At 46.7% G+C, this 25,267-nt stretch carries 23 protein-coding genes; 9 read left to right on the forward strand and 14 right to left on the reverse strand.

All coding sequences use genetic code 11. The annotated features are described in order from the left end of the window. Positions 1 to 11: 11 nt before the first annotated feature. Together FHS56_RS00625 and ychF are read right to left on the reverse strand one after the other, a co-directional pair. Complete coding sequence (locus FHS56_RS00625; protein WP_166917958.1) at positions 12 to 794, reverse strand: CRISPR-associated endoribonuclease Cas6; 783 nt, start codon at positions 792 to 794, stop codon at positions 12 to 14. A gap of 164 nt (positions 795 to 958) precedes the next feature. After that, a complete protein-coding gene (gene ychF / locus FHS56_RS00630) occupies positions 959 to 2,059 on the reverse strand; it encodes a redox-regulated ATPase YchF (RefSeq protein WP_166917959.1) in 1,101 nt (366 codons plus the stop codon). A 109-nt stretch (positions 2,060 to 2,168) separates the two neighbouring features. Here ychF and metF point away from each other — a divergent pair, with 109 nt between their 5' ends. Next, positions 2,169 to 3,122, forward strand: a complete 954-nt coding sequence (gene metF / locus FHS56_RS00635) for a methylenetetrahydrofolate reductase [NAD(P)H] (protein WP_166917960.1) — start codon at positions 2,169 to 2,171, stop codon at positions 3,120 to 3,122. A gap of 355 nt (positions 3,123 to 3,477) precedes the next feature. On the opposite strand, the gene FHS56_RS00640 is transcribed toward metF, so the two are convergent. After that, a complete protein-coding gene (locus FHS56_RS00640) occupies positions 3,478 to 3,807 on the reverse strand; it encodes a hypothetical protein (RefSeq protein WP_166917961.1) in 330 nt (109 codons plus the stop codon). Positions 3,808 to 3,983: 176 nt separating this feature from the next. On the opposite strand from FHS56_RS00640, the gene FHS56_RS00645 reads away from it, so the two are divergent. Both FHS56_RS00645 and FHS56_RS00650 read left to right on the forward strand, forming a co-directional pair. Next, complete coding sequence (locus FHS56_RS00645) at positions 3,984 to 4,946, forward strand: hypothetical protein (RefSeq protein WP_166917962.1); 963 nt, start codon at positions 3,984 to 3,986, stop codon at positions 4,944 to 4,946. Beyond that, positions 4,909 to 5,985 carry a VWA domain-containing protein gene (locus FHS56_RS00650; RefSeq protein WP_166917963.1) on the forward strand — a complete coding sequence of 359 codons (1,077 nt, stop codon included), beginning with the start codon at positions 4,909 to 4,911 and terminating at the stop codon, positions 5,983 to 5,985. Before FHS56_RS00645 ends, FHS56_RS00650 begins: the two co-directional genes overlap by 38 nt. Here FHS56_RS00650 and FHS56_RS00655 read toward each other — a convergent pair. The 4 genes from FHS56_RS00655 to FHS56_RS00670 form a co-directional block, all read right to left on the reverse strand. Next, positions 5,954 to 7,078, reverse strand: coding sequence for a hypothetical protein (locus FHS56_RS00655; RefSeq protein WP_166917964.1), 1,125 nt, complete (start codon positions 7,076 to 7,078; stop codon positions 5,954 to 5,956). The two genes, FHS56_RS00650 and FHS56_RS00655, sit on opposite strands and share 32 nt — an antisense overlap. A 25-nt stretch (positions 7,079 to 7,103) precedes the next feature. Then, the gene (locus tag FHS56_RS00660) at positions 7,104 to 7,349 is read right to left on the reverse strand and encodes a hypothetical protein (protein WP_166917965.1); all 246 of its coding nucleotides are present in this window, start codon (positions 7,347 to 7,349) and stop codon (positions 7,104 to 7,106) included. A gap of 28 nt (positions 7,350 to 7,377) precedes the next feature. Continuing rightward, complete coding sequence (locus tag FHS56_RS00665; protein ID WP_166917966.1) at positions 7,378 to 8,127, reverse strand: glycosyltransferase family 2 protein; 750 nt, start codon at positions 8,125 to 8,127, stop codon at positions 7,378 to 7,380. Between the two features lie 493 nt (positions 8,128 to 8,620). Further along, positions 8,621 to 9,046, reverse strand: coding sequence for a Fur family transcriptional regulator (locus tag FHS56_RS00670; RefSeq protein ID WP_166917967.1), 426 nt, complete (start codon positions 9,044 to 9,046; stop codon positions 8,621 to 8,623). A 158-nt stretch (positions 9,047 to 9,204) separates the two neighbouring features. On the opposite strand from FHS56_RS00670, the gene FHS56_RS00675 reads away from it, so the two are divergent. Together FHS56_RS00675 and FHS56_RS00680 are read left to right on the forward strand one after the other, a co-directional pair. After that, positions 9,205 to 10,596 (forward strand): amidohydrolase family protein, encoded by a 1,392-nt coding sequence (locus FHS56_RS00675; protein ID WP_166917968.1) that lies wholly within the window; start codon positions 9,205 to 9,207, stop codon positions 10,594 to 10,596. A 63-nt stretch (positions 10,597 to 10,659) separates the two neighbouring features. After that, positions 10,660 to 11,865, forward strand: coding sequence for a hybrid sensor histidine kinase/response regulator (locus FHS56_RS00680; RefSeq protein ID WP_166917969.1), 1,206 nt, complete (start codon positions 10,660 to 10,662; stop codon positions 11,863 to 11,865). Here FHS56_RS00680 and FHS56_RS00685 read toward each other — a convergent pair. The 3 genes from FHS56_RS00685 to FHS56_RS00695 form a co-directional block, all read right to left on the reverse strand. After that, complete coding sequence (locus FHS56_RS00685) at positions 11,822 to 13,825, reverse strand: sensor histidine kinase (protein ID WP_166917970.1); 2,004 nt, start codon at positions 13,823 to 13,825, stop codon at positions 11,822 to 11,824. The two genes, FHS56_RS00680 and FHS56_RS00685, sit on opposite strands and share 44 nt — an antisense overlap. A gap of 9 nt (positions 13,826 to 13,834) precedes the next feature. Next, the gene (locus FHS56_RS00690; RefSeq protein WP_166917971.1) at positions 13,835 to 16,255 is read right to left on the reverse strand and encodes a caspase family protein; all 2,421 of its coding nucleotides are present in this window, start codon (positions 16,253 to 16,255) and stop codon (positions 13,835 to 13,837) included. Between the two features lie 78 nt (positions 16,256 to 16,333). After that, positions 16,334 to 17,476, reverse strand: coding sequence for a CaiB/BaiF CoA transferase family protein (locus FHS56_RS00695; RefSeq protein WP_166917972.1), 1,143 nt, complete (start codon positions 17,474 to 17,476; stop codon positions 16,334 to 16,336). A 547-nt stretch (positions 17,477 to 18,023) separates the two neighbouring features. On the opposite strand from FHS56_RS00695, the gene cmk reads away from it, so the two are divergent. The 3 genes from cmk (at position 18,024) to FHS56_RS00710 (ending at position 20,083) form a co-directional block, all read left to right on the forward strand. Continuing rightward, positions 18,024 to 18,731 carry a (d)CMP kinase gene (gene cmk, locus FHS56_RS00700; protein ID WP_166917973.1) on the forward strand — a complete coding sequence of 236 codons (708 nt, stop codon included), beginning with the start codon at positions 18,024 to 18,026 and terminating at the stop codon, positions 18,729 to 18,731. Positions 18,732 to 18,792: 61 nt separating this feature from the next. Beyond that, positions 18,793 to 19,692, forward strand: a complete 900-nt coding sequence (locus FHS56_RS00705) for a 4-hydroxy-3-methylbut-2-enyl diphosphate reductase (protein WP_166917974.1) — start codon at positions 18,793 to 18,795, stop codon at positions 19,690 to 19,692. Further along, complete coding sequence (locus FHS56_RS00710) at positions 19,676 to 20,083, forward strand: hypothetical protein (protein ID WP_166917975.1); 408 nt, start codon at positions 19,676 to 19,678, stop codon at positions 20,081 to 20,083. The genes FHS56_RS00705 and FHS56_RS00710 overlap by 17 nt, the downstream gene beginning before the upstream one ends. Positions 20,084 to 20,155: 72 nt before the next feature. On the opposite strand, the gene FHS56_RS00715 is transcribed toward FHS56_RS00710, so the two are convergent. After that, positions 20,156 to 21,385 (reverse strand): PP2C family protein-serine/threonine phosphatase, encoded by a 1,230-nt coding sequence (locus FHS56_RS00715; RefSeq protein ID WP_166917976.1) that lies wholly within the window; start codon positions 21,383 to 21,385, stop codon positions 20,156 to 20,158. Beyond that, the gene (locus tag FHS56_RS00720) at positions 21,382 to 22,440 is read right to left on the reverse strand and encodes a peroxiredoxin family protein (RefSeq protein ID WP_166917977.1); all 1,059 of its coding nucleotides are present in this window, start codon (positions 22,438 to 22,440) and stop codon (positions 21,382 to 21,384) included. The genes FHS56_RS00715 and FHS56_RS00720 overlap by 4 nt, the downstream gene beginning before the upstream one ends. A gap of 125 nt (positions 22,441 to 22,565) precedes the next feature. Between FHS56_RS00720 and FHS56_RS00725 the strand changes: the two genes are divergently transcribed. Then, positions 22,566 to 23,339, forward strand: coding sequence for an NRDE family protein (locus FHS56_RS00725; protein ID WP_166917978.1), 774 nt, complete (start codon positions 22,566 to 22,568; stop codon positions 23,337 to 23,339). A gap of 335 nt (positions 23,340 to 23,674) precedes the next feature. Here FHS56_RS00725 and fbp read toward each other — a convergent pair whose 3' ends face one another. Both fbp and FHS56_RS00735 read right to left on the reverse strand, forming a co-directional pair. After that, the gene (gene fbp / locus FHS56_RS00730; RefSeq protein ID WP_166917979.1) at positions 23,675 to 24,688 is read right to left on the reverse strand and encodes a class 1 fructose-bisphosphatase; all 1,014 of its coding nucleotides are present in this window, start codon (positions 24,686 to 24,688) and stop codon (positions 23,675 to 23,677) included. A gap of 103 nt (positions 24,689 to 24,791) precedes the next feature. Then, a complete protein-coding gene (locus FHS56_RS00735; RefSeq protein ID WP_166917980.1) occupies positions 24,792 to 25,175 on the reverse strand; it encodes a co-chaperone GroES in 384 nt (127 codons plus the stop codon). Between the last annotated feature and the right edge of the window lie 92 nt (positions 25,176 to 25,267).

Here is a 25,267-nt window from a genome sequence, read left to right on the forward strand (position 1 = left end):
CATTCGGTTTTCTAAAGAATATCGATACGGTGCTTGGGCATAGGACCACTCGCAAGGTCGAGCATGCCATAACCTAAATGTGGTAAAGCCCCCAAGCCCGTGAGCATAATGAAGCGTTTAAGCAGAGGGTGGGCATACAAAGTGAAAGGAAAGCTATAACCGCGTACAACCAAACGGCTTTTGTCTTGCCCCACTTCATAGAGGCGCGCATACTTTTTGTCTTGGGCTGCCAGCTGTTTTAAATAATTTTCATCGGGTACTATTTGAAAGCGGTGAAACTCGTTAAGGGTGGCTTCGTCGTAGAGTCCTGATGCTTCTGCGCGCAGAATGGTAGATTCATACACCAAATCAGAAAAGAGGTTTTCGGTGGGGGGAATCAACCGCTTGGCATTGTAGGCATCTTCCTGAGGAGCAATGAGCAACAAGGGCGACAAACAAAGCATCTTCGATTCGAAGGGTAACTCTGGCACTACTTCTTCTTCCACATACTCGGCTTTGAGCCATAAGTTGCCGATGCATACTTTGGGCTGTGCAAACAGCGCCTTCAATATCTTTTGCACAAAACTGGGCGAAAGGGCAGCAAATACCAAAGTTACATGCTTTGATTGATACAACAAGCCGTTTTTTTGTACTTTGATTTGTCCTTTCAGACTCGAGAAATGGTAGTGCGTATAACTTGCATCTTCGGCAGGCAGTTGCTGTCGCAAGACTTTAATCATCTGGGCAATCAGCGGCTGGTGATGAAAAGGTACAATGGCTTTGCCCAGCATCGAAAAAATGATTCTTACACGCATATAAAAATATCAGTAAAAACGACCAATAACGAAAAAACGACTGAAAAGCCAGCAATGTTTTCTGTTAGCTTTTGAATGTTTATTAAGATATAAAAAAAGAAGGCATAACTACAAAAAAACATGCCTTCTTTGCGGTGAAAAAACTGAAAGAATGGTTAAGTATCCTATACGTTGAACCGGAAGTGCATGATATCGCCGTCTTCTACCACATAATCTTTCCCCTCTATGGATAACTTGCCGGCTTCTTTACAGGCAGCTTCGCTTTTATAATGCACAAAATCGTTGAATTTGATAACTTCGGCACGGATGAAACCCCGCTCAAAATCGGAATGGATGACACCGGCGGCTTGGGGGGCTTTCCAGCCACGGCGGATGGTCCAAGCTCGTACTTCTTTTTCGCCTGCTGTGAAGTAGGTAATTAGGTCAAGCAGGCGGTAGGCAGTGCGTATCACACGGTTCAAACCGGGCTCTTTCAAACCATATTCTTCCAAAAACATTTTGCGCTCCTCGGGATTTTGCAGTTCAGCAATTTGGGCTTCAAGAGCAGCACAGATGACAACTACCTCTGCTTTTTCGTGAGCTACTGACTCCTTGAGGGCTTCTACAAACTCGTTGGTGCCAGCGGCAAGGCTTTTTTCATCTACATTGGCGACGTACATCACGGGCTTGGCTGTGAGCAGTTGCAGCTCTTTCATCAGATATTGGTAATTGTCGTCTATGCTTACCGAGCGTATGTTCTTGCCGCTTTCAAGTGTGCTTTTGAGCAGGGCAAGTACTTCTATTTCCTCTTTGGCTTTTTTGTCGCCTGATTTAGCTGCCCGCTCGGTCTTGGCTATGCGCTTTTCTACGGTCTCTAAGTCTTTGAGCTGCAGCTCGGTGTCTATGACCTCTTTGTCGCCTACGGGGTCCACCTTGCCATGTACATGCACAATGTTGGGGTCGTCAAAACAACGTACCACGTGAGCAATGGCATCCACTTCACGTATGTTGGCTAAAAACTGGTTGCCCAGTCCTTCGCCTTTGCTAGCACCTTTGACCAAGCCGGCAATGTCCACAAATTCGATGATAGTAGGTACCGTACGTTGTGGCTTGACCAGCTCAGCTAAGAGGTCAAGGCGGGGGTCAGGCACAGTAATGATGCCCACGTTGGGCTCTATGGTGCAGAAAGGATAATTGGCGGCTTCTGCTTTATTGTTGGCTAAAGCATTGAATAAAGTGGATTTCCCTACATTGGGTAAGCCTACAATTCCACATTGTAATCCCATGAGTCTTGGCTTTTAAAAATTTTTGTTTTTTTGAAAAGGTGCACAAATATAGTGAATTCGGCAAAGCCTTGTACTTTTGTGCTTTATTCAATCACAACAACAAGCAGCTATGAAGATTGTAGATTATTTGCGTAATCCGGAAAAGACCTTGTTTTCATTTGAAGTACTACCGCCCATGAAGGGGCAAAGCATTCAAGAGTTATTTGATACCATAGACCAACTTATGGAGTTTGGTCCCAAGTTTGTGAATGTAACCTACCACCGTGAGGAGTTCGTTTACAAAAAACGCCCCGATGGGTTACTTGAGCGTAAGACCACCCGCAAGCGCCCGGGTACGGTAGGCATTTGTGCTGCCATCTTACACCGTTATGGAGTAGAACCGGTGCCCCATCTGATTTGTGGAGGTTTTACCAAAGAGGAAACCGAGAACGCCTTGATTGATTTGCATTACTTAGGCATTCACAACCTTTTGGTGCTGCGGGGGGACCCTATCCCTACGGAAAAGGTGTTTACACCTGAACCGGGTGGGCACCGCTATGCTGTGGAGCTGCTCGAGCAGGTGGTCAATATGAATCGTGGTATTTACTTGGAAGAAGAAATAGAAAATGCCGTGCCTACCGATTTTTGCATCGGTGTGGCAGGCTATCCCGAAAAACACTATGAAGCGCCCAATCTGCAGTCTGACCTGCGCTATCTGAAAATGAAAGTGGACAAAGGGGCTGATTATATCGTTACACAGATGTTTTTTGACAACCGCAAATACTTCGACTTTGTAGAAAAATGCCGCGCCATAGGCATCAATGTGCCCATAGTGCCTGGTTTGAAGCCGCTGACCTCGAAGCGGCAGCTGACCATGATTCCGCGGGTGTTTCATGTAGAGTTGCCAGAAGAGCTGGTCAAAGAGGTAGAGAAATGCAGCAGCGACGAGCAAGTAAAGGAAGTAGGGGTGGAGTGGTGTATTGCTCAATCTAAAGAGCTGATGCAGCACAAAGTGCCTTGCTTGCACTATTATTCTATGAGTAAGGCGGCTTCTGTGCGCAAAGTGGCAGAGGCACTTTTTTAGCGAAGAAGAAAGATATCTTGTTGCAAAATGTGGCTTGCTTTTTTGCCCTTTGAAATACTTCTATTCCATGAGCTTGCCTTTCTATTTCGAAGAAGTAGGGCACTTTCTTGTCATTTCGCATGAAATATGAGCGCAGCATGTCATTTTCTCATCAGACCAAGCTACAAAAAACAAAGGCAATTGCTCGCTTATGCCCATAAGAACAAACCGAGAGTAGCCAAAATGACATAGAGCGAGAGGCAAAATAACGAAGGGAGAAGTGAAAGGACAGGCGGGGAGATACGAATAAACGATTAGAATAAAAAACCAAGGCGGACAATGAAGCCCGCCTTGGTTCGATAGGGAGGTGTGCAGTTTAGGACTGCTTGTCTGCTTCTTTGCTTTCTTTTGCTGCTTGTGTGTCCTTTTTTTCCTGAATGGTAATGTATTGACGATAAAAATCGACGGGGCTCATGGGAGCATAAAGTTTCTCGCGGATTTTCTTGGTGCGGGCAGCGCCGTCGACAGGGTCAGGATACTCTGTCAGTGCTTGACGCGGTTCGCCATCGGGGTCGCCATATACATAGGGGTCGCCCGCGCGGCGGTCAGTCAGGGTTTTCGGGTCAGAGTTATTGTATTGGTCTAAGTTACAGGCTTGTAAACCAACTGCAAGCATGAGTACGAACAACCAGCGTAGATTTTGCATAATCTGTTTACGTTTTCATTTTTGCGTGTAAAGATAGAAAAAAAATCTGAAGGTAAAAGTCAAAAAATGTTCTTTTCCTGCTCCAAAGGAAACGAAAGATAGCAAACAACCCGCTCGAAGGCTTGTAATGATGCGTCGGCTTCATTACCTTGCTTTTTAGTTGAATAAACGTGCTGATGTGGCGATTTCTTTTTTTTATGTGGATTGCCGGAACTTTCCTCGGGGGGGGCTATCTGCCCGCTGCCCGGGCACAAAACTACGGGGTGCATTTGAAAGCCTATATCAGTACCGACTCGGTGCGCATAGGTGAACGCTTATTTTATTCGGTGGTGGTGCACCGCCCAGACTCGCTACAGCTATTTTTCCCGCCTGCTTTGGAGCGGGCTTTCAAGCCGCTTACACTGTTGGAAGTGTACGTATCACCTTCCGTGCGTATTTCAGGCAAGCAGGTGAAAGACAGTGTGGCTTATGAGCTTACTTTGCTCGACCGTATAGACTCGGTGCAATTACAACTGCCCGTTTATGCATGGGTTGCACCCGACACCTTGCGTTTTCTTACACCTGCCCGAGTGCTGTACTTGAACACTTGGTTGCCCCCTCGTGCGCAAGCCGACACGCTGGAACTGCGTGTGGAAGTAGCCCTACCTTCACTTGTCGACCGTCCCTTGTATTTGTGGTGGGGGTTGGGTGCTGTTGCGGCTTTGCTTTTGCTGTGGCGTTTGTTGGTGCCTCTGTGGCGTTATCTCATGAAGTTGTGGTTGCTTTATCAATGGGACAAGCGTTGGCAGGATTACGAAGAGCAGGTATTTGAGCGAGGGCAAGAGGCTATTCGGCAGGCAGATGGCACAGCCATGGAGCAGTTGCGTCGTCAATGGCTGGACTTTATGGAGTTGTTACAGGGTCAGCCGCTCAAAAGCCTTACATCGGCAGAGTTGGCAGCGCTCTGGCAAGATGAAACACTCAAGCAGGCGCTTGCCTGTATAGACAAGGCTATTTATGGAGGGCATTTTGAGCAGGAGCTGCCCGAAGCGTGGATGACCCTGCACCGCTTGGCAGCGCGGAAGTACGAACTGCTCATTGACAAACTGAAAAAAGACAAAGATGCTATTAAGGCAATCCGATTGGCTTTACACCGATGATTGGTGGAAGTTGTGGCAGTGGTTGGCGCCCCACTTTTTGCGTCAGGTGGAATGGGCACAGCTGGGGACCTGGTGGTGGGTAGTGGCAGCTTTCTTGTGTAGTGCTGTGTTTTACTCTCTTTTTCGAGAGGAGAAATACACTTATGTCTTGCCTGGGCATACCTACCACGTAGGCACACCAAAAGAATCCTTGGCGATGCGCCTTGCTGCCAAAGCAATTCCATTCTTGTTGTTGCCCGCAATCATCATGTTATTGCTGGCATTGGCTCGTCCGCAGCAGGAGAAGATACTCACAGAGCAGGAGAGTGAAGGTGTTAGTATTGTCTTGTTATTGGATGTGTCTCCTTCAATGAATCTAAAAGACTTCTCACCCAATCGCTTGGCTGTCATGAAAGCCGTTGCCAAAGATTTTCTGAAAGGGCGTCAAAGCGACGAGATAGGTATAGTGGTCTTTGCTGGCGATGCTCTTACCCTGTCGCCCCTTACTACGGACTATGCCCACTTGATGCAGCGCATCGATGAAATAGATTTTTCTATCCTTATGCAGAGAGGTACAGCAGTGGGTACCGCCATAGCGGTGGGCGTCAATCGCCTCGAGCAGGCAAAAACCAAGAGTAAAGTGCTGCTTATTTTGAGTGATGGAGACAATACAGCAGGTACTTTGGAGCCCGAAGCGGCTGCTTTGATTGCCAAGGAATATGGGGTCAAGATATACAGCATCTTGATAGGAAAAGAGGGGGCTGTTTTGAAAGGGAACGACGCTTTTGGGCAACCAGTGTATGTCAACAATACTGTGGACCCAGCTGTTATGGAGGCGATTGCCCGCCTGACCGGTGGCAAATATTATCGTGCCGAAGACCGCCGGGCACTTTCTCAAGTATTTCGCGAAATCAACCGGCTGGAAAAATCACCCATCAAGCTAAAACAGGTCAAAGTAGTGGTAGAATACTACGCCATTTATTTGCGTTGGGCGTTGGTATTTTTGCTACTGTGGTACGCTTTGCGTTTTAGCCCGTGGCGCTCTTGGTTGTCGGATTAGTGGCTGTAGTCAGAAAAAGCGCTTTACAAAACTGCTCTGCTTGATAGTCAAATGCCCATTTATGGAGCCTGTAAAGTTGGTCTTGCTGGCTCATCAGCTCAGGAAGCTTGCGAAGCACGTCTATCAAATTATTTTCGTCGTAGAAAAAGGCTGTATCTTGAAAATCGTCAATATGCCGAAACATGTTGTGCATAAGCAGTGGTTTGCGGAAGGTCCAAGCCATATTAAAGGTGCCACTGATTTGAGCGCTTTTGTATTTCTGAGCTAAGGCAGTGTCGGGATGTATCAAAGGCAGTACCACATCGGAGCTTTTCAGATAGGCGTAATATTCTTCTGTGGGCAAATAGCGTTGAAAAACGCGAAAGTATTTTTCGAATGGAAAATTTGCCATAGCCTCCAGCTTTGAAAGCTCACTATTGCGGTGCGCAGCATTTCCCAAAAGTAAAAAACGTACATTTGAAGGGAGTGCATGGCGATTGAGCACCTCTATGAGAGCATCATAGGAGCGCCTTTTGAGTTCTATGCTACCGGGAATGGCAATCCACAGCTCGTGGGCAGGTTTTTCAATAGGGGGTAGCTGTCGGTGCAAGGAAGTGGGAAGATGAATAGCATAATAGCTACTCACTGGCTTTGGGCAGTGGGGGTGTATGGTGTCTGTGATGTAATTTGCAAGGGTGAAGTAGTGGGTCATGTTTCGGCTTATCATGCGTTGGGTGCCACTTTTGCGCAGGAACTTGTCTCCGTTGTGAATGAGTCCATATTGCCGGATGCCGCTGCCTAAAAGCATATAACTGAAATTGCGGCACAGTGAACCATGAGCAGTGTTGAAGTAAACATGGCGAATGCTTCGGTCTTTGATGTACTTCCTTAAAGACCGAAACATCGATAGGTTGGGCAATAATTTTTCGCCTCGCGTATGGCAGGGAAATACATCGGTTACCTCCGGCATTTGCTCAAAAGGAGCACAACGTTGATGGTGGGCGGCAATGTATATTTTACACCCGGGCATTGCGTGGCTTATATATGCAATGGCGGCGTGCAAGCATTCAGTGTGAGAAGAAGTAAATTCGATGAGTAGGATGGCGTTAGGCATTTTTCTTTTGCAAAATTTGAAAAAATCAATTGCTAACGATTTCGAAAGAACGCAGATAGTCTAATCGCAGGTGTTGCCCATTGCCAAGGACAATGTACTCGCCCCCCTCTTTTACATACCAATCAGATAGAATGGTTTGGCAGCTTATTACCTTGCCGCTGCCGGGCTCTTCAAAGCTAATGCGTACGCTTTGTTTTTTTACAATGCTACTCTCTATCTGGTCGTGTAGATGACAGGCAATAGGTTTGTATGCTTGCAGTTTTTCTTTCATGAACATTGTGTTTTTTGAATGAAAACACCTATTGGGACTTTTGAAGGCTTATTTCGTAGGCTTTTAAGTACTTGACGGCGCTGTAGTAAGCTGTCAGCAAAGACCAAACCATGCCTATAGAGCCGTTGAGCCAACACCCTTTCAAGAAAAACTGCTCCAAAAAGCCAAGCGCAAAGCGAAGAAAAGCATAAGTCGGTGGTTTGACTTTCCCTTTTTCTACAATGCGCTCTGCCATGAGGCTTGTATAGCGGTTGAACTTTTGAAAGTAATCTTCCAAGCTTCTATAGCTTTCATGCCATAGTATTCCTCGCAACTTTCCTGTACTGCCTTGCACTTTCACATATTCATGCACGCTTATGTTTACAAAATTGCCGTATCGCTTGTCGAAAAGTCGCAAGATAGGCTTTCGTTGTTCTGAGCGTATTTTCTTTCCCATGAATATCAAGCTGCGTGGCAAAAAGTATCCATGATGGCGGGGGGCTTCCAGCTCTTTTTGAATTTCCCTCTGCAAACTAGCAGACAAATACTCGTCGGCATCGAGGGAGAGTACCCACGAATGACTTGCTTGTGCTACGGCAAAACGTTTTTGGTCTCCGAAATTAGTAAATGGGCGATGTATGACTTTTGCGCCCATGCGCTGGCATATCTCTACTGTGCCGTCGGTGCTGCCCGAGTCAACCACCACCACCTCATCGCACCACTCAATACTGCGTAAACAACGCTCTATCACCTCGGCTTCGTTGTAGGTGATGAGCACCGCACTGACTGCTTGTCTCATCTTTTTTGATTCAAATTATGTTAATAAAAATTTCCAAAGGTCTAAAATTAGAAGCGTAAATATCCATTTTTTGCAGCAAGTTAAATTAAAAACCATGAATATTCCAAAAGCCATACAAAACGAGCGACTATTACGAGCAGTCATAGGGATGAGTAAAAAAGAATTTTTTTAACTATTTCTCATAATTTGAACCATTGGCTAAAGGAACAAAGAAAACGCGAGCCAACGGCAGATAGAAAGCACACAAATGCAACACAAAAACTATTTTTCATTTTGTTTTATGTGAAATGATATTGTGCATATGATGTTGCCGCATTTATCTCTGGTGTAGGTAGGTTACAAATTAAAACGTTGAATAGGTTTTGTGCGAGGAAAGATTTCATGAAGTAGAGGAGTTAATCATTGACAAGACAGAACGACTTATTAGTCGTCCAAAAGATGAACAAAAGCCCCAAGAATGTTACCGCTATTATTTCGCAACAATTTTGCTGAATTACTTACTGTTTGAATGAGCGCTGCATCGCGGACATATTCCCTGCACCAACAAACTGAACTCTTCTGCTTCATAGCCTTTGGGCAGTGATATGTTGGGTACATACAAGCGCTCGAAGCATTCGGTATGCTCACAGCGGATGCATTTAAAATGCACATGGTGGTGCTGATGGGCATGGGGTTCACAGTCATGACATAGCGCATAGCGCGGCGTACCGCTATCGTCCGGTATTTTGTGTAAAATACCTTCTTCGGTGAAAGTCTTGAGCGTACGGTAAAGAGTTACCCGGTCAAAGGAGGGCAGTGCTTGCTCTAAATCATGTTGCGATAGCGCAAATTCACTCGACAAAAAGCAAAGCAATACCCGTTTGCGTACTGTAGTGCGCCGCAATCGCCGTGATGCCAATATTTGCTCTACACTTTTCATAGAAAGCAAAAATACAAAATATTTCCTGTTTTTAACGACTTGAACGACTGCCTTTTTCTTCCCGGTGTACTATTTTTGGAGCGTTTGAGTTGGAGATTTGCAGCAAAAGTCTATTTTTATTTTTGTACAGTACTCTAAGTTTTTGAAAAAACGATTGCATGAACAGAAGAGAAGCACTTCATCTCATGGCTACGGCTACGGCTTCCCTGCTTTTGCCTTCTTTCACTAAGCTGCGAAGCAGGGCTTTGAAGATAGGCATTGTTGGGGGGAAGGTCTATTACCGTGGCAAGCTGAAAAGCCTTTTTGTGGGCATAGACCAAGAAAATCGCTTGGTGGTATCGGATGTGGCTTTGCCTTCCGAGGTGCTCTATGAAGTGCATGGAAAAGTGGTTAGCCCCGGCTTTATCGACATTTTGGGCGACAACTCCTCGAACCCAGAGCGTACGTACCATATCTTTGAAAAATACAAGGTAACAGACGGTTTGAGCACGGTGCTGCAGATGCACGGAGGCAGTGGTGACCCTGCCGCTTTTTATGATTATTTCAGCCGGAAGCCGCACTACGTCAATTACGGCGTTTCGACCAAAGTCATGAGCATACGCTATCAATACAATACTGCAGCCGCCCGTTTAAAAGCCGTAGAGCGGGCTTTGGAAGCAGGGGCTTTGGGAGTATCGCACAGCCTTGAGTACCAACCCACTCCTTATGAAGAAGTGTTGGCTTATGCACGCTTGGCTTCACGATATGAGCGCCCGTTGGTCTTGCATCTGCGCTATTCTTCGCCTGAAAAAGAATTAGAAGGAGTAAAAGAAGCTATTCGTTTGGCTGCCGATGCAGACGTACATTTGCATATTGCTCACTTACATTCTACCGGTGGCACTTACAACATGCCTAAGGCTTTGGATTTGATAGCCGAAGCCCGTGCCCGTGGTTTGCGCATTACTACCTGTGTGTATCCTTACAGCTATTGGGCTACTTATTTGCATTCCAAACGTTTTGACCCCGGATGGAGAGAGTACTACGGTCTGGATTACGACGACTTGACAGTAGTTGGCACCGGCGAACGCCTCACACCTGCCCGTTTCGAACAATTGCGTCGGACACCGGGAGTCTTGGTAGCAGTGCCCGAAGGCACCATGCCTTTAGACAAAACAGTAGACCTAGCATTGCAAACCGACTTCTGCATGATAGGGTCGGATGGAGGCATTGAGAGCGAGCCCCAAGCCAACTCGCACCCTCGTGGTGCAGGTTGTTTTGCCACGGCTATACGTCATGCTTTGGATATAGGAATGTCATTAGAAAAAATCCTTGAAAAGATAACCCTTTTGCCTGCTTCTTTGGCTCCTTCACTATTGCAACCCCGTGCTGCCATAGAGCAAGGGCAAATAGCAGATCTTACGGTTTTTGACCCTCAAACCATAGAGGGCACAGCCACAGTGAAAAACCCCAACCGCTTTTCTAAAGGCATAGAGATGGTGATAGTGAACGGAGAGGTCGCTTATGAAGGTGGTTTGTTGCGCAAACAAAACGGGCAGGCAATTCGCTATTAACCAACAAATATTGACTTTTATAGTTTTAACTTCGTATATTACAGCAGCGTAAGACTCATTGCAATGCATGACCATAATCATTACACTATCCTTTACGTAGATGATGAACCCTACAACCTGAAGGCATTTTATCATGCTTTTAAGCCTCTATATCGTATTGCTACAGCAGAAAGCGGCGAAGAGGCATTGCAAGTGCTTTCTGCTCAGCCGGTGGCAGTACTTATCACCGACCGCCGCATGCCAGATATGGATGGAATCGAGCTGCTCAAAAGGGTAGCAGAAAACCATCCGCACATAGTAACCATGATGCTGACAGCTTATGGCGATAAGGAATCTTTGATGCGGGCTATCAATGAAGGGCATGTCTATGCCTTTGTGAGCAAACCATGGAATGAGGTGGACTTGCGCCTCAAGATAGACAAAGCAATAGAGCATTATCGTCTGTTGAGAAAAAACGAGCAACTGCTGCAGGAGTTGCAAGATGCGAATGCTAAGCTGGAAGAACGTATAGAAGCACGTACGCGCGAACTGGCAGAAAGAAACCGCCAGCTGGAGCAACTGACTGCTTTGCAGAATAGACTTTTTTCTATTATTTCACATGATTTGCGCTCGCCTCTAAATACCTTGTCCAATTTTTTACAAGTATTTATCAATTATGCTGAGCGGGGCTTTACGGTGGAAGAGCTGGTACATATAGCCCAAGATATCCATGCCCACCTGCAGAATATACAGCAGCTGCTCGACAACCTGATTCAATGGGCAAAACTGCAGCTCCAAGAGGTGGACTACTCACTGACTGTCGTGCCTTTGAAAACGCTCTTTGACGAAAACACTGCTTTAGTACGCCAAACGGCTATAGAGAAGCAGATAAGCCTGCATGTAGCCCCTCCCAATGAATTGAAGGTGCTTGCCAATCGCGAGATGCTTAGTTTTGTGTTACGCAACCTATTATACAATGCTCTGAAGTTCACTCCCGAAGGAGGCACAGTTTCCCTATCGGCTGTTTACAAAGGCAATGGACATTGCTACATCATGGTAGAAGATTCGGGGGTGGGCATGTCGCCCTACATGATTGCTCAAATCCTGCAAGGGAAGGGAGTAAGCCGCCCGGGGACTAGAGGAGAACGTGGCACTGGTTTGGGCTTGGCACTCTGCCACGAATTTGTGAAACGTATGAACGGAAGCATGCAAATAGAAAGTGAAGAAGGTGAAGGAACACGCGTGCTCATTCGTCTTCCCTTGCATGTTGAATCGGAAGTTGAATCTTGAAAACGCTGCCTTTCCCTTCTTGGCTTTCCACGGTAATGCTGCCGCCGTGCTGCTCAACAATACCATACACAATGAATAAGCCCAGTCCTGTGCCTTCTCCGGTTTTTTTGGTGGTATAAAAAGGTTCGAAGATGTGGCGCCGCACATGCTCGGGCATGCCGCTGCCTGTGTCTTCTACAGTAATCATCACTTCGCGCTCTTTCATGTGCCAAGTGCGAATACGCAGTTTGCCACCATGAGGCATGGCATGGATGGCGTTGGTGCATAAGTTAATGATGACCTGCTGCAAACGTGCAGGGAAAGCTTCAATAGCAGGCAAGTGTTGGCTGCCCTGCCAGTCGAGTTCAATTTTTCGTTTGCTTAGCTCAGGTTTAATAAAACGCAAACTTTGCTCAATTAAGGCATTGAGGTTACAAAACTGCATTTGGTCTTCGGTTCGTGCAAAAGTCAACAGCTCGGAGATGATAGTGTTTATCCGGCGGGCACCCTCTTCTATGCTATCCGATAAGTCTTTAATATCTTGTAATATCTGGTCGCCGGAGGCTTGCCTGGCTAGCATTTTTAATTTTTCAATGGATTGTTTTCCGGGCGACGCTACTACCTCTTCTACACATTCCATGATGCTTTGCAGGTAATCTACATAACGCCGGAAAGGCGCTGTGCTCCCCAGAATAAAGTTGATGGGGTTTTTGAGCTCGTGGGCTATGCCGGCAGTAAGCAAACCAATAGAAGCCATCTTCTCTTTTTCAGCTAAGTGCAGTTGCATTTGCTGCATTTGCTGCTGTGCTGCTTTCTGTTCCCTTATGTCACGAAAAATGCCTGCCAGACAGATAGTGTGTTCCTTGTTCTTATCTTGAACCAGAAAGAGCAGAGCATCACAGACGATTGGCACGCCGCTGCCCTGTCCTATAAGGTTCAATTCACCACGCCAGTGTTTTTGTTCATAGAGTAGTGGGGCTATTCTTTCGAAGCTCTCGCGGCTGTTGGCTTCCAACAGTTCCTTAAGATTGATGCTTGCGTTTTCTTTGAGTCTCAACAGCTCTTGACCTGCCGGATTGATATATATGACATCACCTTCCAAGTTCGACAATATGATGCAGTCGGCACTGTATGCCACCGTTTGCACAAACTTGAGCGCTTCTTGCTGTGCCTTGCTCAGCTTTTCTTTGGTTTCTTCCAGCTCAAAGATTTTACGCTGATGGTCTTTCAGTAAAGTTTGCAGTTCCTCCTGCTTCTCAATCAATGCTTTTGTACGCTGGTGGATGATGTTCTCGAGGTTTTGCTGGTGAACAATGATTTTTTCTCTTTCCTTGCGTAGTATTTCTTCGCGTTTGCGTAGCAGTTCTTTTTGCGCTTCTGTTTGCTTGGTCAGTTTGTCAAGTATGTGACTGTTCCTACGCAATTGCCAGTCAGAGACCCATACGACAAACAGGTTGATGAGGGCAAGGCTTAGCAGTGTATTGAAGCGAACCATGCCAACTACTGCCTCGGATAAAGGAAATTGGGGTGCAAATTGTCCCTTATATAGAAATAGAGTACAAGCAAAAGGCATAGCCACTGCCAACAGCCGCAACCCCGTCTCTTCTTTGGTAAACAACAAAACCGAAACCATGATAGTGGTGGTGTAGTAGTACTGAAAGAGTGTTTCTTTACCAAACAGATATACAAACAGCAGAATGTTTAAATGGATGTATATGCTAAAACCGAAGCGGGCAACACGATGCATGTGCCAATGGTTGAGCATTGGAAAAGCCAAATACATCAGTATGGTGGCAAAAAAATAGTTATACACTTCCGGGCTGCGTACCACATTGGCAAAGAAAAGTGCATTGAGCAAGTTGATACATATCAAAAAAAGAACGCCCAAGTTGAGCAGCTCTATGCGTTGTGCCAAGTCAAAGCTTAAGTCCTGAGCGATGCCCAGTTTTCGATACCTATCGAACCATGTTTTCCAATTCATGTGTAGCGCTTATTTATGGTTGTGTAGGGGCATAATAAACAAGAAATCACTTCCCGGTTCATTGTCGCCGAACTCTCCCAGCCTTGGTTGCGGCTTGATGACTTCCAAGTAAGTCATCAGCTCGGCGATGGTAAGGATGCGGTCGTCTCCGCCCATGCTGCGCAGGGCTTCCAAGAAGCGCCTAACAAAGGGAGAGTGCTTGCCCGGGGTGCCGTCCGATACGTACTCTTTCCCGCCGGAGGTGATGTATTTGCGTGTCATGACCGATAGCTTTTCTTTGATGAAGGCTTCACGCTCTTCGGCATTAAGCTCGCTTATACCTCTCTGCTGAACAGTTTTGGCAATGGCGGGGTCGAAAGTGCCTCCAAAGCAGACATCCATCATCAGCAAAATGTGGCGACAGGGAATATTGTTGATATAGGTGCGTAAACTCGAATAAGATAAATAACTGGACTTTGTTTCGTCGTCGGTGCGGGAGTCGGCAGTAACCAAATATCCTTCGCCAAATAGTTCGTCATACTGACCGTGCCCTGCAAAGAAGATAAACAGTTCGTCTTCGGCTTGATATTCTTTCAACAGATACTCTTTGATTTTCAAAAGCACTTGCTCTTTGCTTGGATTGATGACTAAATCGATTTCGAAGCCGTAGAGCGTTCGAAGCGTGTGGGCAATGGCTTGCGCATCGGGCACGGGGTTCACTAAGTCGTTCCAATGTTCATATTGGTTGGTAGCGAATAGGAGTGCATAATAGCGCCTCTTTTGATGTGTAGGGGCTTGCCTGCTTAACAGGGGGGAAGCATCCAAAATAAAACGCTTGCTGTCGCAATTGCCATGAATGTCGCAAGCTTCAATGTATAGCGTATCATGAGGCTGATGCAGGCTGTGCGTATAAAGGAATTCGCCCCCTTTGCTTAGAGCCAAAGGGATGCCGTTGATATGCAACTGCCGAATGCTGCTTTCGTCAGTGATGCGTCCGGCGATGGTGAAGGTAGCAGAAGTTACCAGCAAGTGCCCTCGTTCGTCTGCTTGGGGCGAGACAAGCTCAATAACAGGGGGAGTGTCGTCCAATCCTAAGCTGTCCAAGGTGTGCTTTAGCTGTAAGGCTTCCTCAGCGGGTAGGTGCTCTTTTTGTGCCAAAGCAATGGCTTTTACACATACAGAATAGGCACGCAGGGGATGCCCCGCTTTGTAAAGCATCTGCGCCCATAATAAATTATGGGCGTATGTATCTTGTTGATTTGCAGCCTTTTTTGCCCATTGCAATCCTTCGGGGTTCCATCTCTCTTGGGGTAGGAAGTCGAAGCACGCTTTGGCAAGATAATAGTAGTCGCTTCCACTGCGGCACAACTGCAGGTAGTAAGACAATAGCATTTGGGCTTTGGCGTCTTCTTGTTGCTTTTTATACAACACATACTGCAGTGCCAAGGCGGGCAGGTGGTCTCTGTTTAAAGCAAGACAAGCCTGAATCAGGCTGTCAGCCTGTTCTATTCTATTGTTAGAAAGGTAATACTGTGCCAAACCTACATAAGCACTCAAGTGATGGGGGGCGTCCTTGAGCAATTGACGGTAGCAGGCTTCAACGGATTTACTTTCTTGCAGCTTCTGGGCAATGGTAGCACGCAACAAAAGTCCTTCGGTGAAAGAGGGCGCCTGTTGCAGGCAGTACTCTATTTGTTGCATGGCTGTGTGATAGCTGCCCATACGGTAGTAACAAAGGGCTTGCTGATAAAAAGCCAAAGGAGAGGAGGGGCGTAATGCCGCCGCCAAGCGAAAGTCTTCCAAAGCTTTATGATACTGTCCTAAGGCAAGATAAGCGACGCCGCGTTCTGTTAAGTCAAAAAAGAAAATATTTTGGCTTTGCTTGATACAGCTGCTGTAAAGCTCTATGGCACGCATATAGTTTTTTTCTTGCAGGGCTATGCGTGCATGAATTCGCGATAGCCACAAGGAAAGATTGGCGGTGTTTTGGAGCTCCTGCAGCTGCTGCAATGCTCTTTCCTTTTCGCCACTCATATAAAGGGCATAAGCCCTTTTAGCGCTCCATTCTTCGCTGTAGGGGGTAAGAATGAGCGCTTTTTCATAGCTGTGGCTTGCCTCTTGCCAAAGCCCTGCTGCCAGTTGTATATCGCCCAAAAGTGCATGATAAGCGGCGTTTTCGGGAGCTAAACGCAAGGCTTCGGTGGCGTCTTTTTGTGCTTCGGTAAGCAGGTGCATGTCCAGCAGTGTGCGTGCCCGCCAAGCATAGAGGGAGTCATGAGCCCGACGCTGAAGCAGCGCATTCCAGCAGTTGAGAGCTTGGCGGTACTGCCCTCGTGAATAAAACTCAATGCCTTGTGAGGGGGTGATGTCTTGCGAAAAAAGAGGGAAACGGAGACTTAGCAGCAGTCCGGCTACGCAAATAAATAAAAACAGTTGCCTTTTGTGAATCATAGCAAAGATATCATCATGGTAGCAAAAAATACAAAACTTATTGGAAAAAACCTCTTTTCGGTCCCGAATATGAGAAGCTTATGAATTGTCTGTTTTCTGCGAGCTTGTGGGTGCTTTGTACGGCGGTGGCGGAGCAGGCAGGTGCCATGCATAACCTTCTATTTCTGCCACCAATTGTCGCAGCCCTTTGTAAGGGCTATGTGGGTGGCAAAGGACAAGCTTTTGTGCTTGTGGATTTTGAAATACTTCATCCATGCGATTGACAGCCCCAGCTGGCACCTTGTGCTCTTGAAGCGTATGGAGCAACTCGTCTCGCTTTCGGCGAGCTATTGCCTCTTTCAAATAGGGAAGCAGCTCATGACGGTGCCGCACACGCGCGGCATTGGTGCTGAAACGGACGTCTTCGGCTATTGAGGCAATGCCCAGCACTCGGCACAGTGCCTGAAATTGCTTGTCAGTACCTACTGCCAGTACGATTTCCCTGCCATCGGCAGTGCTAAATACTGTACCGTAAGGCACAATGTTAGGGTGGTCTGAGCCGAGGCGTTGGGGAATACTGCCCGTATTCAGGTAATTGGTCGCTTGGTTGGCAAGCGATGCCACCGCTGCATCAAATAAAGATACATGCACATAGCTGCCTTTGCCTGTGCGTTCGCGCTGCCACAGGGCAAGCAGCAGCGCTTCTTTTAATTGATGGGCAGCAAGCACATCAATCAAAGCGACAGGCATTTTGACGGGGCGCCCGTCGGGCTCGCCGTTTAGGTAAGTAAAGCCCGCTTCGGCTTGTATGATGGCATCATAGCCTACACGGGCATCGTCTTTTCCGTAACCGGTGATGTGTCCGTAAATTAAAGAAGGATTGAATTGGCAAAGAGTAGCGTAATCTACGCCCAGCTTTTGGGCATCGCCGGCTTTGTAACTTGCCAATACCAAGTCGGCTTCTTTGACGTGGGTATAAAGTATTTCTTTGTCTCTTTGTTGCTTTAAATCGAGAGTGATAGATTGCTTGCCAAAGTTGGCACAACAAAAATAAGCGGAAATGCCCTCAGGGTTTTCTTGCTCATTTTTACTTAGCCAGCCGCGGGTAACGTCGCCGTTGGAATGGGCATTTTCTACTTTTAATACTTGTGCGCCCAGCTCTGCAAAAAACTGCCCTACGGAAGGTCCTGCCAGCACATTGGCAAGTTCTATGACCTTAAGTCCCCTGAAGATACTCTGCATGCTTTTTCTTTTTTACAAAAATAAGTGCGGTAGATAAATAAGTACGATATTTGCTAATGCTTTTGAAAAAATGTACCTTAACTGTTACATTGCAAAGTCGTATATTTCTTACCGGTTAAAAATCTATTGGTCCATGAAGCGTTTCCTTTTAACATGCATGTTGCTGGGTGGACTCAGCCTTTTACTGACAGCAGCAATTTCTTCTTGTGCTCCCAAACGTCCGCGTTACGGTTATGATAGTCAACGGTGGGTTCCTCGCGAACATAAACAAATAAATTTTCGTGCTTTCACTGGTTATCCCCGGGAGAGAGGTAAAAGAAGATAAGCGTCTATGAAACGATGGACTCGATGGCTTGCGCTGTTGCTGCTGCTGAGTATGGGTGCTGTAAGCGTAAGTAGTTGCCAATCACAAAGACACACCAAATACAAGCGTCATGGAAAGATACCCAAGAATGGGAAAATTCCTTGTCCTATTAAGGACTGTTAAAGGTCGGGGGTTTCTATTCTGTGGGAAAGCTTGTATCTTTGCGCCGATTGAACCTATATTATGAAAAAGATAATCATAGCCATCGATGGATACTCAGCCTGTGGCAAAAGCACCACAGCCAAGAAGGTAGCGGCAGCGCTCAACTATCGTTACATTGACTCCGGAGCTATGTATCGGGCGGTTACGCTCTATTTCCTTGACCAATTCGTGGAATTGACCAATCCCAAAGCCGTAGAAGATGCACTTAAAAATATAGAAATAGACTTTCGTTTCAATGAAAAAAAGGGCAGAAGCGACACATATCTCAATGGACTGAATGTGGAGGATGAAATCCGCACGATGCGGGTGTCGCAGATAGTCAGCCAAGTGAGTGCCCTGCCGGCGGTGCGTCGCGCCATGGTGGCTCAACAACAACGGATGGGCAAGCAGCGCGGCATCGTCATGGATGGAAGGGATATTGGTACTGCGGTTTTCCCCGATGCCGAAGTAAAGGTGTTCATGACCGCTGACATAACCATAAGAGCATACCGCCGCCAACAGGAGTTGCTCGAGAAGGGGGAAATGTTCGACTTGGATGAAATCATAGAGAACCTCAAATCCAGAGATTATATTGACACTCACCGCTCTGAAAGCCCCTTGGTTCAAGCGCCCGATGCATATTTCCTCGATACTTCTTTTCTTACCATCGACGAGCAGGTGGAGTATGTGCTTCAGTTGGCTACTTCCAAAATCATAGAAAAAAACAAAACCACTATCACCACTTGTTGAAGACAGAGGAGAAGGGCATAGGGCTTTTCTCATAATTTTTAACCTTTTCAAGAAAGTACCTATGGACATTCGCATAGATAAAAATTCCGGTTATTGCTTTGGGGTAGAGTATGCCATACAAATGGCAGAAGATGCATTGCAAGAGGCAGAGGTAGTGTATTGCTTGGGCGACATTGTGCATAATGACCGCGAGGTGGAGCGTTTGCATGCCAAGGGCTTGCGTATTATTGACCGTGAACAACTCAAAGACCTGCACGACTGCAAAGTGCTGATTCGTGCTCATGGAGAACCCCCCGAAACCTATGAAATAGCTCTGCGCAACAACATAGAATTGATTGACGCTTCTTGTCCGGTAGTGCTGAAGTTGCAGCACCGGGTGAAGACCGCCTTTGATAAAAGCATGGAAGAGGGCGGTCAAGTGGTGATTTACGGCAAACCGGGGCATGCCGAAGTCATAGGATTGACAGGGCAAACGCAGCAAAAAGCAATTGTGGTGTCTTGCATTGAAGACTTGGACCAGGGTGTTGACTTCACCAAGCCCATTACTTTATTCAGTCAAACGACTAAACCCACCGCAGGCTTTTATGCCTTGAGGGAAGCCATTGAAGAGCGTCTTCGTGCCAACGGTTTGTCGCCGGAAGAGTATTTACGTGTCAATGACAGCATTTGCCGGCAGGTATCGAACCGGGAGCCTCAATTGCGTGTGTTTGCCCGACAACATGATGTGATTCTTTTTGTAGCTGGCAAAAAAAGCTCCAATGGGCGCTCCCTGTTTGAAGTATGCCGCAGCGAAAATCCGCACAGCTATTTTATAGAAGATGAAGCAGAAATTCAAGAAGAATGGTTGGAGGGGGCTCGTAGTGTAGGTATTTGCGGCGCCACTTCTACCCCCATGTGGTTGATGGAACGCGTAGCCCGTCATCTTGAATCAATGCAAACTGCCCATGAAACAGAGATATAAGCAACTGTTGCTTTTTGCCTTTGTGCTGCTTGGTATCTGTTACGCAAGCAGCGCCACAGCGCAAGTGCGTAAATCATGGGTCGATAAAAAGTTTTACCTTTCACAAGAACTGCCCGACTCCTTGTTGTGCGGGCAATGCAAAGGCACAGGCTATTACGAAACATGCCCTGATGTGAATTGCTATCAAGGAAAATGCCTGGCTTGCAAAGGAACGGGGCATTGCGCCTATTGTTATGGCAAGGGTTCAGTAAAGCAAGGGGGCAAAAAGGTCGATTGTCTGCGTTGTGAGGACGGGGTATGTAGCCGTTGCCTTGGCAACACTTTGTGTGCTACCTGCCAGGGCGCCGGGCGCCTCATTTGTAAAGTATGCTTGGGCACAGGCAAAAAATAACAGGAGAGCCGTCTCGGAGGTCTTTTTTCGCCTGCTGCCCCCTAAGTATGTCTCTTGCTGTTTGAAGCACTTTTATACCTCAAACCCCATGACCAGTACATCATCGATTTGGGCTTGGTTGCCACGCCACTGCTCAAAGAAAACCTCAAGAGACTGTTTTTGCTGGTCAAAAGGAAGGGCAGCTTTTTCGAGCAGTAGTTCTTTGAATCGTCTGCTGCTTAGTTTTTGTTTTTTAGGTCCTCCAAATTGGTCGGCAAAGCCGTCAGAAAAGATATATACCTTTTCGCCTCCCAGAAGAGGAATTGTGTGATTGGTAAATGATTCTTCCATCTTTTGCTCCACATAGCCGATGGGCATGCGGTCGCCTTTGAAATCATGTATTTCCGACCTTTGAATGATGAGCGCGCCGTTGTGTGCACCAGCAAAGACAATACTGCCGCCCCCAACTCTGATGACAGCCATGTCCATGCCGTCGCGCAGCTGGTTTTTATCCTCTTCGGAGCGGCTGAGTGCCTGAACAATATTTTCTCGTAGCAAATTTAGCAACTCTGCCGGAGTATGGTTGGCGTCTTCGTGCAGCAGTTGCACCAAGAAGGTAATGCCCAGCATAGAAAGCAATGCGCCCGGTACGCCGTGCCCTGTGGCGTCAGCAGCAATGACGTAGCGGTATTGCCGAGTTTGCTGGTAATAATAAAAATCACCACAAACAATGTCTTTGGGCTTGTACAAAATGAAAGAGTTGGGAAACATCTCTTTGAATAAGCTTTCGGAGGGAAGCGTGGCTATTTGTATGCGCTGGGCGTAGCGAATACTTTCGAGTAGTTTCTTGTTTTGCAGCTCTATTTGTTTAGTTAAACGTACGCGTTCACGTATGTCGCGTATATAGAATGTAACCGCAGGGCGATTGGCTTCGAAAGGCACCACCTTGCCGCTGAATTCTACATCCAGCAAATTATCGCCTACCATCAAGGGGATATCTTGAAATACCAACCCCCCTTCTTCATAAGTGCGGGCAATGCGCCGGCTTAATGTATCGACCAACTCGGGTGGAACAAAATGGTAGAGATATTTTCCCTCTTTGTTTTGCGTCAAGCGATGGAAGGCAGCATTGGACCACAGCAAGCTGCTGTCGAGCATATCTACTACCACGATGGCATCATTTGCTTCATCGACCAACTGGCGGTACCGCTCGATGGTTTCCTCTCTCTCGCGCAGGCGGCTCTGATAGCGAACATTTATCCATAAGATAAGCAGCGAGGCAAAGATAAAAAAGACAACAAGCCAGAAAATAGAAATACTCATAAGGTTTCTACAATTTTGAGGATGAATTCGGGATTCAGGGTATCCACCTTGTCAGAACGCGAAATATAGCGAATGATTCCCTGCTTGTCTATCAAGATAGCAGCAGGCAAAGGTACTCCTCGGTCTAAGTTGCTTACTGCCTTGGCAGCAGGGTTTACTTTGGGCAAAAAGAAACCATACAGTTCAGCTGTCGATAAATTCGGGTCGTAGAGCAGGCGATAGTGAAGTCTTAGTGTCTCTTTTTTGTAACGGTTGTTAGCTTCCGGGTCGGGATTGATAGAAAGCACCTCTATACCTCTTTCGTTGAAAAGTGCGTGCGCTCGTTCATAGGCACGCAGCATAATATGACAGTAGGGGCACCAGTCGCCACGGGTGAAAAAGAGCAGCACTGGCTTTTTCCCCTTATAATCACGATGCAAATTTACCAATCGCCCTTCTTCGTCGGGCAGTTGAAAGTTGGGCGCTTCTTTACCTACCATCGCCCCTTCGTTTGCATAATAAGGCTTTGATTGCACGTAATCGTAATAGTGTTTGAAAAAAGCATAACCCAGCATGAGCATGCCGAACAGGCTAAAGTTGAATAAGACAGCTTCATGGCTGTATATCCAGTTGCTTATTGAATTCGAGAAATAGAAGATGCCTTTTTCTAATATATCCCGGGAGGCAGGTGCTATAAGAAAGAAAGCTGCACCTATCAACCAGCTGGTAAACTCTATCCAGCGGTGTGTAAGCAGCCCTAAGCGCACCAAATACACATGCCGAAACATGGCAGAGTTTATCCAAAAAAGCATGGAAATACTGTAATAAGGTAGCGTATTTTCGAGGTGCAAATCTGCCAAAAGCCCGGCTATGAAGCAACTGACATAAGTAATGCCATACATTAGGGGAGGGTTGTACTTAGTCTCGGAAAGGGCGGCGCCAAAGGCAAGCGTACAGCTAAGCCCCAATACATGGAGGGCGACAAACTCATTGCCGACAAGATACATGGCAATACCCGATAAAATTATTAGTATGACGGTGATTGTAAAAGGGAAACGAAAAATGAATTGTTTCATAAATATTGACATCTGTTCATGACGGTAAAAGTAAAAAAATAGCATGGAAAATCAATGTTCATACATTGGGTGAATGACAACGCAGAAAATTGTATATTGCAAACTGCTTATTTAACCCAAAATCCATGTGTTTGATTGTATGGGCACAAGACGTCCATCCTCAATATAAGCTGATTTTCTTGGCAAACAGAGATGAGTTTTATGAACGTCCGGCACAGCCTGCGCACGAGTGGCAGCATCCGGCGGGCGTAATTGCCGGTAAAGACTTGCAAGCTGGCGGCACTTGGCTGGGCATACACCCCTGCAAGGGAATAGCAGCACTCACCAATTATCGTAACCCTAAGCTTATCAAAGAGCAGGCACCTTCGCGGGGCGTCTTGCCTGTGCAATATTTCCTTTCTCAACAAAGCAGCCTCAACTATTTGGTACGCCTACACCCCAAATCAACCGACTATAATGGCTTCAACCTGCTTTTGTTTGATGGACGCGACATGATGTATTATTCCAACATAGAACGCATCATCAAAAAAGTAGATAAGGGAATACACGGCTTGAGCAATGCGCTGCTTAATACCCCTTGGCCCAAGTTGGAGCGATGTAAACAAGCCCTAAGCCGGCAAATAGAACAACATAATATTTCTCTTGAGGCTCTTTTTGCCATCATGGAAGACACTTGGCGCCCGCCCGATGAGCTGCTGCCAGATACAGGCGTGCCTCGGGAGTGGGAGCGAGCTTTAGCTTCGCCTTTTATATGCACTTCTACTTACGGCACACGTCTCACTTCTGTGATTCTCTGGGATAAGCACGACCGCGTGCAGTTTGTCGAGAAGTGGCACGCTACTCCGTGTCAAAAGCCGGGTATCCGAACATTTGAGATAAAAATGCACTTGTACGAATAGCGCCCTCGCCAGAGAGCTGAGCTTTCGCAGCTTTTGCTGTGCTATATAAAAAACCCGATAGGTAAAAAAACTTCATGGCATGTTTGTAGAGCTGAGAAAGTGTTGCATTTGATTGAAACAGAACCCAATGGTTTTTCGGAGTCTCAAGCCGAATGGAGAAGTACGGGGCTAACTCAATAGAGGAGGTGATGGCAACTGCTCAGAAACTGCTTCTCTTGCTACTCGATGTGCTGCTGAAATGGAGAAATCGTCGGTACTATTTTCTCTCAAATAAAAGAAAAACCCAAAGCCGCCTTTCTTTGAGGCGGCTTTGGGTGGCTTACAGCGCGGTTTTTTTATGCGTTTACTTCCTCTTGTTGAAAGCATTGATTTAAGCGCTCCATTAGGTTTTGAGGACCAACGAAGAAAGGGGTGCGTTGGTGTATCTCCTTAGGCTCTATGTCCAAGATGCGCCGCTTGCCGTCGGTAGCCATACCACCGGCTTGCTCCATGAGAAATGCCATAGGGTTACATTCAAACAACAGGCGCAATTTCCCGTTGGGGGCTTTTTGGGTAGAGGGATACAAGAAAATACCCCCTTTCAGTAGGTTGCGATGAAAGTCGGCTACCAAAGAACCTATGTAGCGTGCCGAAAGACGCTGTTCACGGCATTGCTCTATGAAATGTTGCACCCCCGCAGAGAAGTCAAGCAAGTTGCCTTCGTTGCAAGAATATATCTTGCCTTCTTGGGGGACTTTAATACTGGGATGCGATAAGATAAACTCCCCTATAGATTGCTCGTAGGTGAAGCCATTTACGCCTTTGCCGGTAGTGTAAACGAGCATGGTAGATGAGCCGTAAACGATATAGCCGGCGGCTACTTGCCGATTGCCCGGCTGTAAGAAGTCCTCTATGATGGGCGGGCTGCCCACCGGGCTCACTCGGCGGTATATGGAGAAAATAGTACCTATGGACACATTCACATCGATATTGGAAGAGCCGTCCAGTGGGTCAATAGCAACTACATATTTGCCTTGATGGTTACCGGTGTCTATAAAACTGTCTTCTTCTTCCGATATGATGCCGCATACTTCACCGCCGTTACGAAGGGCACGGATAAAGCGCACATTGGCAACTACATCCAGCTTTTGCTGCTCTTCGCCCTGTACGTTGTAGTTGCCATAGCTGCCCGTAATGTTTGCCAAACCGGCACGATTTACTTCCCAGTGAATGATTTTACCGGCGAGGGCTATGTCACGCAGCAGCTGCGATAGCTCACCCGTAGCAAAGGGAAATTCATCTTGCTTTTGTTTGATGAAACGGTCAAGGGTGATGCCGATGGAAGGGGTTAGTTTGTCTGCTTGGGTCATAGGTCTGCCTGAATTTGTGTTGCTCTTAGAAGTCTCAAAAATAGTGCCTTGGTAGGCGTTTTTTCTGTACTAAAAAAAGCTACCCCCAAGGGGTAGCTTCGTTTTAATTGAAGAGGTCTTCGTCGCGCTCAATCATGAGAATGGAATGCTGTGGCACGATATAATAACGCTCGCCCTCATATTGTATTTCCACGGCACCTTTTTGTAAGAAGAGCACAAAGTCTCCTTCCTTTACTTGCAGTGGAATGTAGCGTACACGTTCGTCCACTTCTTTCCATGGCTCGTCTTCGATGTCTGGGGGTAGGGGCACCGGATAGCCAGGACCTACTTTAATGACATAGCCACTTTGTACTTTTTCTTTTTCCTGCACTCCGGGTGGCAAATACAGACCACTCTCGGTGCGTTCTTGAGTGACCTTGGGTTTGATAAGCACCCGGTCGCCCACCATGATGATGTTTTTTAGCTTGTTGTCTTTTGTCAGAATCATCTTTTTGTCCTTACATTTGAGCTCACAAGAACACGCCTCGTGGTTTTGTTGCGCAAATTTACGAAATAAAAGCTGAAAACCATGCCGAAAAC

It is taken from the genome of Thermonema lapsum (assembly GCF_011761635.1).
Classification (GTDB): Bacteria; Bacteroidota; Bacteroidia; order Cytophagales; family Thermonemataceae; genus Thermonema; species Thermonema lapsum.

What these genes read in the sequence shown, in the direction of transcription:
- FHS56_RS00625 (WP_166917958.1), bottom strand. Translation starts at nt 794, where the DNA reads ATGCGTGTAAGAATCATTTTTTCGATGCTGGGCAAAGCCATTGTACCT.
- ychF (WP_166917959.1), bottom strand. Translation starts at nt 2,059, where the DNA reads ATGGGATTACAATGTGGAATTGTAGGCTTACCCAATGTAGGGAAATCC.
- metF (WP_166917960.1), top strand. Translation starts at nt 2,169, where the DNA reads ATGAAGATTGTAGATTATTTGCGTAATCCGGAAAAGACCTTGTTTTCA.
- FHS56_RS00640 (WP_166917961.1), bottom strand. Translation starts at nt 3,807, where the DNA reads ATGCAAAATCTACGCTGGTTGTTCGTACTCATGCTTGCAGTTGGTTTA.
- FHS56_RS00645 (WP_166917962.1), top strand. Translation starts at nt 3,984, where the DNA reads ATGTGGCGATTTCTTTTTTTTATGTGGATTGCCGGAACTTTCCTCGGG.
- FHS56_RS00650 (WP_166917963.1), top strand. Translation starts at nt 4,909, where the DNA reads ATGCTATTAAGGCAATCCGATTGGCTTTACACCGATGATTGGTGGAAG.
- FHS56_RS00655 (WP_166917964.1), bottom strand. Translation starts at nt 7,078, where the DNA reads ATGCCTAACGCCATCCTACTCATCGAATTTACTTCTTCTCACACTGAA.
- FHS56_RS00660 (WP_166917965.1), bottom strand. Translation starts at nt 7,349, where the DNA reads ATGAAAGAAAAACTGCAAGCATACAAACCTATTGCCTGTCATCTACAC.
- FHS56_RS00665 (WP_166917966.1), bottom strand. Translation starts at nt 8,127, where the DNA reads ATGAGACAAGCAGTCAGTGCGGTGCTCATCACCTACAACGAAGCCGAG.
- FHS56_RS00670 (WP_166917967.1), bottom strand. Translation starts at nt 9,046, where the DNA reads ATGAAAAGTGTAGAGCAAATATTGGCATCACGGCGATTGCGGCGCACT.
- FHS56_RS00675 (WP_166917968.1), top strand. Translation starts at nt 9,205, where the DNA reads ATGAACAGAAGAGAAGCACTTCATCTCATGGCTACGGCTACGGCTTCC.
- FHS56_RS00680 (WP_166917969.1), top strand. Translation starts at nt 10,660, where the DNA reads ATGCATGACCATAATCATTACACTATCCTTTACGTAGATGATGAACCC.
- FHS56_RS00685 (WP_166917970.1), bottom strand. Translation starts at nt 13,825, where the DNA reads ATGAATTGGAAAACATGGTTCGATAGGTATCGAAAACTGGGCATCGCT.
- FHS56_RS00690 (WP_166917971.1), bottom strand. Translation starts at nt 16,255, where the DNA reads ATGATTCACAAAAGGCAACTGTTTTTATTTATTTGCGTAGCCGGACTG.
- FHS56_RS00695 (WP_166917972.1), bottom strand. Translation starts at nt 17,476, where the DNA reads ATGCAGAGTATCTTCAGGGGACTTAAGGTCATAGAACTTGCCAATGTG.
- cmk (WP_166917973.1), top strand. Translation starts at nt 18,024, where the DNA reads ATGAAAAAGATAATCATAGCCATCGATGGATACTCAGCCTGTGGCAAA.
- FHS56_RS00705 (WP_166917974.1), top strand. Translation starts at nt 18,793, where the DNA reads ATGGACATTCGCATAGATAAAAATTCCGGTTATTGCTTTGGGGTAGAG.
- FHS56_RS00710 (WP_166917975.1), top strand. Translation starts at nt 19,676, where the DNA reads ATGAAACAGAGATATAAGCAACTGTTGCTTTTTGCCTTTGTGCTGCTT.
- FHS56_RS00715 (WP_166917976.1), bottom strand. Translation starts at nt 21,385, where the DNA reads ATGAGTATTTCTATTTTCTGGCTTGTTGTCTTTTTTATCTTTGCCTCG.
- FHS56_RS00720 (WP_166917977.1), bottom strand. Translation starts at nt 22,440, where the DNA reads ATGAAACAATTCATTTTTCGTTTCCCTTTTACAATCACCGTCATACTA.
- FHS56_RS00725 (WP_166917978.1), top strand. Translation starts at nt 22,566, where the DNA reads ATGTGTTTGATTGTATGGGCACAAGACGTCCATCCTCAATATAAGCTG.
- fbp (WP_166917979.1), bottom strand. Translation starts at nt 24,688, where the DNA reads ATGACCCAAGCAGACAAACTAACCCCTTCCATCGGCATCACCCTTGAC.
- FHS56_RS00735 (WP_166917980.1), bottom strand. Translation starts at nt 25,175, where the DNA reads ATGATTCTGACAAAAGACAACAAGCTAAAAAACATCATCATGGTGGGC.